This is a genomic window from Sphingomonas sanguinis NBRC 13937 (assembly GCF_001591005.1).
In the GTDB taxonomy this organism is placed as follows: domain Bacteria; phylum Pseudomonadota; class Alphaproteobacteria; order Sphingomonadales; family Sphingomonadaceae; genus Sphingomonas; species Sphingomonas sanguinis.
The window spans coordinates 1-952 of record NZ_BCTY01000124.1; the positions used below are offsets into that span (position 1 = coordinate 1).

Below are 952 nucleotides of genomic sequence, written 5' to 3' on the forward strand. Positions count from 1 at the left end.
GGTCCGGTTCGGCTCCAGGATAAACAGCGCCTTGTTGTAGTGCAGCGTCAGCGCCGCGGTCACTGTGCGCTGCTCGCGCCACACCATTTCCGCTTCGATGTCCTCGTGCGGTGCCAGCGGGCGGTGCAGATCGCGCGGGTCGAACGGCGGCTTGGCGAACTGGCGGTTATGCCGGGCCATGTAGGAGGGGAGAAAAGCGTTGGCCTCCGCGATGGTGGAAATACCCTCCAACCGCATCGCCTTGACCAGCCGGTCCTGCAACGTGCCGTTGGCGCGCTCGACACGGCCCTTGGCCTGCGGCGAATTGGCGCAGATGATCTCGATGTTGAGCGCGTGCAGCGCCCGCCCGAGATGCGTCATGCCGTCTCCGTTCGCCGAGGCGGTGTTGTTTCGGAAGGCGCTGTGCTTGTCGGAGTACAAGGCGACCGGCTTGCCGTGGCGCTCGATATACGTCCGCGTCGCCCGCATGTACGAGAAGGTGCTCTCGCTCTCGACCATCTCCAGGTGCATCAGTTCGCTGGTCGCATCGTCGATATAGACCAGCAGCGTGCATGGCGGGCCCCGGTCCTCGAACCACCAATGTTTGGACCCGTCGACCTGGATCAGCTCGCCGCGGCAGTCTCGCCGGTAGCGCGGCTGATAAGGGCGAGGGCGACGCGCTTCGCGGTCCTTCCACAGCCCCGCTGCCATCATCATCTGCCGCAGCGTCTCGCACGACACCCGGATGCCGTGCCGCTCGGCCAGATACTCACGTGCCAGCGTCGGCCCGAACCCGCTATACTGCTCGCGCACGAGGCTGATGACATGGTCACGAAAGGCGTCGGCGTAGCGCCGGTTGCTCGGACGCCCACGCTTCCGCGAGATCAGCCCGGCCGCGCCGTCCTGCCGAACTCGCTCCAGCAACCGGTAGATCTGTCGACGCTCAAGGCTCAGCAGCGCCATCGCGTCCGCT

Annotated in this window: 1 protein-coding gene; it reads right to left on the reverse strand. The window is 66.0% G+C overall.

Annotated elements, in window-relative coordinates; all coding sequences use genetic code 11:
• Positions 1-942 (reverse strand): ISNCY family transposase (locus SSA01S_RS18875; RefSeq protein ID WP_244885718.1); only part of this gene is annotated, 942 nt, incomplete at its 3' end.
• Positions 943-952: the final 10 nt, after the last annotated feature.